The organism is Kitasatospora sp. NPDC059408 (assembly GCF_042751525.1).
Classification (GTDB): domain Bacteria; phylum Actinomycetota; class Actinomycetes; order Streptomycetales; family Streptomycetaceae; genus Kitasatospora.
Genome location: NZ_JBHYWI010000023.1, coordinates 113250 through 122699 on the forward strand (window position 1 = coordinate 113250; position 9450 = coordinate 122699).

5 protein-coding genes are annotated in these 9450 nt (G+C 73.0%); all 5 read left to right on the forward strand.

What is annotated here, in order from left to right:
• Positions 1 to 2 precede the first annotated feature (2 nt).
• The 5 genes from ACFXDE_RS17810 to ACFXDE_RS17830 all read left to right on the forward strand — a co-directional run bounded on the left by ACFXDE_RS17810 (position 3) and on the right by ACFXDE_RS17830 (position 9379).
• Positions 3 to 2714 carry a DNRLRE domain-containing protein gene (locus tag ACFXDE_RS17810; RefSeq protein WP_380495235.1) on the forward strand — a complete coding sequence of 904 codons (2712 nt, stop codon included), beginning with the start codon at positions 3 to 5 and terminating at the stop codon, positions 2712 to 2714.
• A complete protein-coding gene (locus tag ACFXDE_RS17815) occupies positions 2711 to 6361 on the forward strand; it encodes a hypothetical protein (protein ID WP_380495237.1) in 3651 nt (1216 codons plus the stop codon). Before ACFXDE_RS17810 ends, ACFXDE_RS17815 begins: the two co-directional genes overlap by 4 nt.
• A complete protein-coding gene (locus tag ACFXDE_RS17820) occupies positions 6358 to 6876 on the forward strand; it encodes a hypothetical protein (protein WP_380495239.1) in 519 nt (172 codons plus the stop codon). Before ACFXDE_RS17815 ends, ACFXDE_RS17820 begins: the two co-directional genes overlap by 4 nt.
• Entirely contained in the window at positions 6873 to 8300 is a 1428-nt protein-coding gene (locus ACFXDE_RS17825) for a hypothetical protein (RefSeq protein ID WP_380495241.1), read from the forward strand. The genes ACFXDE_RS17820 and ACFXDE_RS17825 overlap by 4 nt, the downstream gene beginning before the upstream one ends.
• A 140-nt stretch (positions 8301 to 8440) precedes the next feature.
• Complete coding sequence (locus ACFXDE_RS17830) at positions 8441 to 9379, forward strand: alpha/beta hydrolase (RefSeq protein WP_380495243.1); 939 nt, start codon at positions 8441 to 8443, stop codon at positions 9377 to 9379.
• Positions 9380 to 9450 lie beyond the last annotated feature (71 nt).

Consider the following 9450-nt stretch of genomic DNA (forward strand, 5'->3'; position numbering starts at 1 on the left):
CGATGCCCGCCCGACCCGACCTCACCGTCTCGTTCTACGACCACCTCGACCCCAAGGCGACCGCCGGCGTCTACACCATCACCGTCGAACACCGGCTGACCAAGGACGGCGTCCGGATCGACACCGAGACCGACCCGCTGCCCAAGGCCTCGGACCGCTACGAGATCCGCGCGGCGCAGTTCGTGCTCGACCCCTCGTCCGTGCACGCCGTCTTCCCGCCGCCGGGCGCCGTCGGGCGCTACAGCCACGTGCTGCCGCACGTCACCCTGAGCCGCGCCGTCCTGCCCTGGGAGCGGCAACTGCTCGGCCTGGCGGCGGCCAAACCGCCGTGGCTGGCCCTGCTGGTCTTCGGCCCGGGGGAGATCGACGACGACCCCGACGCCCAGGGCGAGTTCACCACCCGCCCGATCAGCGAGCTGCGCGACCCGGGCCGGGACACCGCGGGCCCGGAGCTGTCCGGCGACATCGACGGCGACAACCCCTGCCGCACCATCGACCTGCCCGTCGACCTCTTCCACGCGATCGTGGCGCGCCAGGACGAGCTCCACCACCTCACCCACGTGCGCGACGTGCGCACCGCCCCGCAGCGCCGCGACAACGGGGAGATCCTCACCGAAGGCGAATACGCGGTGGTGGCCGCGAACCGGTTCCCCCGCACTCCGGGAAGCTACGCCGTGCACCTCGTCTCCCTGGAGGGCTGGCTCGGCCGCCTCACGCCCGGCTCCCTGCCCGGCAAGGGGAAGGTCCGGCTGTGCACCCTGTGGTCCTGGTCCTTCACCAATGACCCCGACGGCACGCTCGACCCGGCGGGCCTGCTGCGCAACCTCGTCGCGCCCGGCCACACCGACCCGGAGAGCCTCGCGCTGCGCCTGGCGCCTCCCGGCGACCCCTCGGACGGCCCGGAGGTCGCGCACGCGCGGACCCGGCTGCACCACGGCTACACCGCTGTCGCCTACCGGACCCTCGCGGGCGAGGACACCTACGCCTGGTACCGCGGCCCGCTCACCCCGCTGACCGCGCCCGCACTGCCCGTCGAAGCCGTCGAGGGCCCGCACACCACCGCCGACCACGCGCTGATCTACGACCGCGAGTACGGCCTCTTCGACGTCAGCTACGCCGCCGCCTGGACGCTCGGCCGCACCCTCGCACTCGCCAACCCCGACTACAGCGGCGAGGTCGTCCAGGCCCGCCGGGAACTGGGCAACCGCGCCGCCGCCCTGCTCGCCCGGTCCACCGACCCGGCCCGGGCGGCGGCCGACCCCGCCGAACCGGCCGGTACGGCGGCGCTGCGCGAGCTCGCCGCACCCGGGTTCGGCCGCCGCCTGGTCGAGTCCCTGAAGGCCCCACGCGTCCAGGGCCCGCCCCCGGCAACGGCGGTGCGCCGCGCCCGCCCGGAGCCGCGCGTCCTGCTGGCCGAGCCGCGCGCCCACGACTCGCTCCTGACGCTCGCCCGGGACTCGACGCCGACCGTGCCCGCCTGGCTCGAACGCCTCGCCCTGCTCAACGGCGTGCCGTTCGCGCACCTGGTGCCCGATCCCCGGATGCTGCCGCCCGAGAGCCTGCGCGCCTTCCGGATCGACCCGGCCTGGATCCACGCGCTGGTCGCCGGTGCGAGCGACGTCGGCGCCCACACCTCGCTCGACCGCGACCTGCACGGCCTGCTGACCGAACGGATCAGCGGGACCGGCCCGGTGCGGCCGGCCGCGGGGCTGCTGATGAACTCCGAACTCGTCCGCGCCTGGCCCGTCTTCGACATCCTCGCCACCACCGCGGACGGCACGCCGGTGGGCGAGCTGCGCCGCGACCACCTCGCCCCGGACGTGCTGCTGGTGCTCTGGGACGCCGTCCCGGACCACATCGCCATCCGCGAGCCCGGCCAGGGCATCCACTTCGGCATCAACTCCGAGGAACGGATCAGCCTGCGCCACCTGACCGGCGACCGGGTCGGCTACCCGACCGGCACCGAGTTCCCCGACCCCGGCGACCCGGCCTCCGGCACCGTCTTCGACTACCTGCGCCCCGGCCGCGGAGACGCGCTCCCGGACGTGCTGGACCTCGGCGGCGACTTCGGGCTCCTCCAGGCGCTGTCCGCCGCCTGCCTGCCGAACGGGCACCTGCTGTCCCCCGGGCAGTTCGCGCTGGAACTCGTGAACGCGCCGCTGGAGCAACTGCTCCTGCCCCCCACCGTGCGCTGCGACTGCGTCGCCGACACCGTGGCGAAGTACGGCTCGGGCGCGGAGTTCGGAGCCACGAACCCGCTCCTGGTCAAGAACGAAGGGCCGACCAACAGCACCACGCGGATCGCCTACCTGCGCTTCGACACCACGGAGCTGCCGCCGCCCGAGCGGATCGGCCGGGCCCTGCTGCGGGTGTACGCGGCCGCCCAGGACCAGGGCGACTTCGAGCTCAAGGCCTACGCCACCGCGGCCGGCTGGGCCGAGTCCACCCTCGCCTGGGCCAACCGGCCGGAGCTGTCCGCCGATCCCGTCGCCGGTGCCCGGGTCGGCGCGGTCGACGCCTGGGCCTGGCTGGAGTTCGACATCACCGCGCACCTGCGCGAACACACCGGCGACGAGCTCTCCCTGGCACTCGCCAACGACCAGGCGGCCAGGAAGCTCGTCCGGATCACCTCCCGCGAGTCCTCCGACAACCGGCCGCACCTCAGCATCACCGTCACGCAGCCGACACCGAACACCGGGGATGGACGCCGATGACCGACACCGACCTCATCGTGCCCGTCGAGGTGCACGCCCTGGTGGCCAACCGAGCGGTCCGCTCCGACCAGGACGGCTTCAAGCGGTGGTCGCCGATGTTCACCATGATGCTCGACGAGGAGTTCAAGACCAGCGGCGAACCCGAGCCGTACGAGAACCTCCACGACTACTGGACCGGCACCTCCTTCGAGGGCGTCCACCTCCAGTGGCAGCTCCCCGAGGCCCTCACCACGGGCCACATCGACCCCGACAGCGGCGAGAGCACCTTCCCCCTGGTGCCCAACCGCTGGCTCGTGGTCCGCTACGCCACCGTGCGCGGCGCCACCACCGCCGCCGGCTGGGTGGTGCACAGCGACTACCTCTCCTCGCAGCGCCCGGACTCCAGCCCCATCTGGGACGGCAGCAACTCCTACCTCAACCCGTACGCCGCCGGCCCCACCACCGACCGGATCGGCCGCGCCCACGACCTCGCCACCGGGCCCTGGACGGAGCCCGCGCCGCAGCCGCTCTTCCTGACCGCGATCGGCTCCGGCCTGCCGGCCTTCGCCGCGTTCGCGCCCTACCACCGCAACGTCTTCCTCTTCCAGGACACCCTCCAGGACCTGCGCGACCGCGAGCACGGCGACAACTACCCGCCGGACGCGGTGCTCAGCTACGCCGTCGTCGGCTGGTACTCCGACGACGGCGCCGACATCCTGCGCACCGCCGCCGGCATCCCCGGTCTGCTGCCGCCCGACGCCGATCCCGCCCGACCGACCGACGTGCTGGACGCCCTGGGCTGGGCCGCGCCCGAGGACGTGCCGGGCTCGATCGAGCGCACCCGCTACGCCGGCACGGCGCTGGGCGTCGACTGGCGGCGCGACGGCGTCGTCCCGGACTCCGACCGGCCCGACGGGACGGCGACGAAGGTCGCCGTCGGCCACAGCACCGCGGAGGCCGCCGCCGCGCTCGTGGCCCAGCAGAACCAGTGCACCCGCGACGGAGACCTGGTCAGTGCCCTCTTCCACGGCGAGCTCGCCGCACTGGACGACGCCGACGGCCCGATCGACCTCGACGAGGTGATGCGCCGCTCCTGGTTCGGCGGCAGCGACGGCGGACACCTCTGGCGCGTGGTCGACCGGCCCGGCGAGGAGGGAACCGACGCACCGGCTCCCGCACTTCCCCAACCCACGTGGCTGGACGACCTGAACGCCCACCAGGCGGCATATGACCTGGGCGCGGCCGAACTCGCCTCCCTCCAGTGGCGGTTGTGGTCGCTCTGGTGGCTGCGCGAACTGCCCGAGAAGCGGCGGCCCAAGCCGTTCGAGTTCGACGAGACGGCCTGGAACCGGGAGATCGACGCCGTCGGCGAGCGGATCACCACCCTGCGGGCGGATCTCGACGACCTGCGGGCGGAGATCCCCCACGCCGAGGACCAGGACGCCCTGCAGGCGGCGATCGACGCGTTCGCCACCGCCAAGGAGCTGCCCGAGGGCCAGGAGCTCAAGCGTTCGCCGCAGCCGTCCTTCCACCGGCCCGCCGACCCGGTGGTGGTGATGGCGGGCACCGGCACCACCCAGCCGCTGGGGCGTCCCGACGACCAGCCGCTCCCCTGCCGGCTGCCCTCGGCGCTGCTGACCCGGGTGAGGATCGGCAGCGAGGACGTCACCCCGGCTCCCAGCCCGCTGACTCCCGACCTCACCGGGCTGCCCGAGCTCTGCCTGCTTCTGGTGGCCGAGCTGGCGCTGCTGGACCGCGCCGCCCGCACCGGCGACGCGCTCAAGGACATCGTCGAGCGGCCCGAGGAGCTCACCGACGGCCCCTTCCCCGAGTACGCCCGCCCCTGGCGCCAGCCCTGGCTGCCGATGTACCTCCAGTGGCGGATCAAGTACTGCGCCACCCCCTTCCGCAGCGGGGGCGCCGACGCGGACGGCCGGGACAACTGGACCTTCGACGGCCGCGACCACCACTGGAACGGCACCGGCGTCCCCGAGGGCGACGGCGAGGGAGGCGTCCGCTGGACGCACTTCGCCGGACGCTCCTTCCTCACGCCGGCCCTGTCCTACGTGCTGCGCGAGCAGACCGAACGCAGGCTGGCCGGGGCCCCGGACGAGCTGCTCGGCCAACTTCGTCTGCTTCAGGACGACTTCGACCGGCTGGACATCCTCTCCCAGACCCTGGACGGGTTCAACGACTGGCTCGTCCAGCACGACGGCACCGCCCAGGTCCCCACCGATCCCGGCGTCCTGGCCCTCGCCGGCCAGAGCAACCACGTGCCCGACGGCGCCGGGGACCGCCGCCGGCAGCGCTTCCAGCCCGTGCGGGCCGGCCAGTTCTACTTCACCGAACTGCACATCATCGACCGCTTCGGGCAGGCCCTGCGCCTGGTCACCGCCCAGCAGTCGCAGCCCGGCCAGTTCGACCCGGTCCGCGCGGCCAGCGTCACCCCCGACCCCGGCAAGCCGCTCTTCCCGGGCACCCGGACGGAGCGCCTCGTCCAGCTGCCGCCGCGCCTGCTCCAGGACACCCGGATCCGCTTCGAGCCCGTGCACCACAGCGACGACCGCCCGCTCGCGGCGGTGAGCAGCGTGCCCGACCCGCTCGGCGACACCCCGGTGGCCGGCTGGCTGCTGGTCAACCACCTCGACCGGTCCCTGCTGGTCTACGGCCCCGACGGCAGCCCGCTCGGCGAGCTTCGGGTGATCACCACGGCCACCGGCGGGCGGGAGATCGCCTGGAACGCGCTGCCGCACGCCGAGTACGCCGAACCCGCCGACTTCGCCCGGGTCCATCCGCACGTGGCGGGCTTCGCCGCCGAACTCGTCGGCCGCGACGCCGACACCTTCGGCGCGCTGATGACCACGATCGACGACGCGCTCGCCCGGATCACCGACCCCTCGCCCGCGGAGGACCGCACCCCGGCCCGGCTGATCGGGCGGCCGGTCGCCCTGGTCCGGGCCCGGCTAGGCCTCGAACTGCTCGGCCCGGCGCTGACCGACCCCGCCTGGGACGAGGCCCTCGAACCGAGCGCCCAGGAGTTCCCGGACTACCGGTGGCCGGTGCGGCTGGGCGAGTACGACCAGCTCGCCGACGGGCTGATCGGCTACTACACCTCGGAGCCGGGCCAGGAGACCTCGTACCGGCAGCTGTTCCTGCCCGAGCCGGACCCCGAGGCCGCCAGGGATCTGCCCTACTTCGCGCCGATCGGCAACGGCGCCGGACTCGCGATGCCGGCCCGGCCCGCCGACCGGGAGCTCACCCGGTACCTGACCGTCCTCGCCTGTCCGCACACGGCCGTCCACGCGACCACGGGCATCCTCCCCGTCGCCTCGCTCGGCGTGGACGCCGACACGACCCACCGGGCGCTGTCCGCCATCCGCGCCTCCTTCCGCCTCAACCCGCTGCTGGCGCCGCTCCGTTCGGAACCGGAGGGGCACCGCTCCGCCGAGCCGGCCGGCGCCGGTGTCCTCATGCCGCGCCCCAGCGCCCTGTACGGCACGTGGAGCTGGGCCCAGCCCCTGGTCTCCGGCGACGGCCCGCCGCTCTGGACCGACCTGCCGATCCTGCCCGCCGACGACCTGTCACACCCCGACGACCCGCTGCCGGCCGCCCGGGCCGGATACCTGCAACTCCACCCCGGCGCCGGTGGTGAAGGAGAGAGCCGATGACCCTGCTGCTGCCCTACCGGGTGGACATCACCCCCGGACCGAACGCCGGACCGAACGCCGGACCGGATGCTGCCGACAACGCGCCGCCGCGCTACCACCAGCTCCGGCTGACCGTCGGTGAGGAGGGGCGGAACGAGGCCGCGCAGCCCGTGCGGTGCACCCGGATCTCGGTGCGCGTGCCGGCCCCGGCCACTGACCCGCGCCTCGCCCGTCAGCCGCTCGCGGTCTCCACCACGGTGCCGTCCGTACTGGGCAGCGCGCAGGGCCAGGAGTGGTGGATCGTGCCCGACACCACCGACCCGGCCGTCACCGTCTTCGCCTGCGTGCCCGACCAGCCCGCCCGGTTCGACGGCACCTGGGCGATCTCCTTCACGATCGGGCTCGACCCCGGCTTCGAGAGCACCGAGGTCGAGATCACCGAGGACACCAGCACGGACAACGGACCGGTGAGCAGCCGCAGCAGCCGCATCGCGGCGCGCGTGCTCCCGGCCGGCGAATCGGAGGGACAGCAGTGACCGAGGTCGATGCCGCCGCCGACACGAACCTGGTGAAACCCGCCCGGGGCACGGTGCCCAGCCCACTGCGGGTGAGCACGATGAACGAGCTGGAGTACGGGACGGTGGTCCTGCGCTTCGGGCGGGACCTGCCGACCGGGACGTCGAAGGTGTACTGCAAGGGGATCACGGTCAAGGTGCCGACCGGACGGTCGGCGACCGACCTGACCATCGAGCCGACGCTGATCACGACCGCGGTCAGCAAGGTCGACGGGGAGGCCCAGGGCACGGAGTGGTGGATCGACGACGACACGACGGATCCCAACGTGGCCGTCTTCTCGTTCGTCCCGGACACCACGGCGCTGTTCGACGGCACCTGGGCGGTCAGCTTCACGCTGTCGGGCATCGAGGTGAACCCGTCCATCGGGACGGTGGACCTGGACATCGAGGAGACGACCTCCACGACCGGAGCGGACGGCAGCTTCCAGAAGCGCACCGGAAAGGTGAAGGTCCAGAAGGGCAACGAGGAGTTCTTCTTCCGGAGCCTGCGCCCCCGGACGGTCGTCATCAACCGCGGCAACACCGTGGAGTTGCTGTGGCAGGCGCCGGCCGACAACCGGATCACCTACACGATGTACTACCGGAAGGCGGACGGAACCGAGACGAGCGACAGCAACCAGGCCAACTTCGCCAACCGGGTCTGGAAGTCTCCGAACCTGGACGACAACGCGAACTTCACGCTCAAGGCGACGCTCGACGGGCAGGACTACTTCCTGACCACCTCGCTGACCGTCAACGAGCCCAACGTGGTGGTCAACACCCTGAGGACCAAGGCCGCGCTCACCGCGGAGACCACGATCACGGCGACCGGGCTGGTGACGGCGAACGGCGGGGTGTCGGCGACGACCGTCGGGGCGTCCGGCCTGGTAACCGCGAACGGCGGAGTATCGGCAACGACCGTCACGGCATCCGGCCTCGTGACGGCAAGCGGCGGAGTATCAGCGACGACCGTCGGGGCGTCCGGCCTCGTGACGGCAAGCGGCGGAGTATCGGCGACGACCGTCACGGCATCCGGCCTCGTGAAGGCGGACGCCGGCCTGACGATCCCGTCGAACCAAAAGCTGTCCTGCGGCGAGGTGACCGTCGCCAACGGCGAGTTCCTCAAGGTCAGCAAGGTCAAGTCCCCCGTCGGCAGCCCGATCGAGTTCCAGAACAGCATCAACCAGACCGCCGGCAACATCGCCACCACTGGCACCATCAAGGGCGATGGCAAGCTGGTGGTCCGCGCCGGTGACCACATCTCCCTCGAATCGACGTACTTCGCCGGCAAGTACCTCAACGGCACCAACAGGGAGACCCACAAGGACCACGGCGGCACCAGCGGACCCGTGGCCTTCTACCGGGGCTACGACGGCGCTTCCAAGTTCAAGATCGCACACCGCTAGCCCCAACCGGTGGGCACCGGCTGCCGCACCCGGCGCCCACCATCTCACCCGGACGGACCCGCCCGGACCGCAGCCGGTGCCACACGGCACGAGGATGAGCGGGGTACAGCGGAGCACCATCCGAGAGGGAGCGCGCGATCATGGCGATGGATCCGAGTATCCGGGCCCTCCTCCAGAAGTTCGGCCTCGACGGCCCGCCGCCGACCGCCGCGCCCACCGTGGAGCAGATGCGGGCCGGGAACCGGCAGCTGTCACTCGCCGTGGCCCCCAGCCCGCCCCTGGCCGTCGGCTCGGTCGCCGAGGACACCCTCGCCGGCGTGCCCGGCCGGGTCTACCGCCCGGACACCGCCGGCCCGACGCCGACCGTCCTCTTCATCCACGGCGGCGGCTGGATCCTCGGCGACCTGGACACGCACGACGGCGTCTGCCGCCGGCTCTGCCGCGATCTCGACGCGGTGGTCGTCAGCGTCGACTACCGCCTCGCGCCGGAGCACCCGTTCCCGGCCGCGTACGACGACTGCGTGGGCGTGGCCCGCGAAGTCGCCGCGGGCATCGACCGGTTCGGCGGAGGCGTGCTCGCGCTGGCCGGGGACAGCGCCGGCGGCAACCTGACCGCCGCGGTGGCGTTGGCGCTGCGTGACGACGGCACACCGGTCGCGGCCCAGTTGCTGGCCTACCCCGCGACGGATCTCAGCGGCCGGACCGATTTCCCCTCGATGACCGAGAACGCCACCGGCTATCTCCTGACGGCCGACGAGTGCCGGCACGACATCCAGCTCTACACCGGCGGCGACCCTTCCATCACAGCCGATCCCCGGGTGTCGCCCCTCCTCGCCGCCGATCACCGGGGCCTCGCGCCGGCGGTGATCGGCGTCGGCGAGCACGACCCGCTGCGCGATCACGCACTGGCCTACGCGGACGCCCTGGCCGCCGCCGGAGTGCCGGTGCGCCGGCACGTCTACCCGGGGCTCATCCACGGCTTCCTCAACTACGACAGCGTCTCGCCCGCCGTGGACACCGCCGTCACCCAGTTGTACGCCGAGTTCGGGGACTTCGTCCGCTCCGCACGACCGGCCTGACGGACGCCCGCACCGGCCGGACACGCACTCCCGGAACGACGAAGGGGCCCGTACCGCGCAATGCGCGGTAC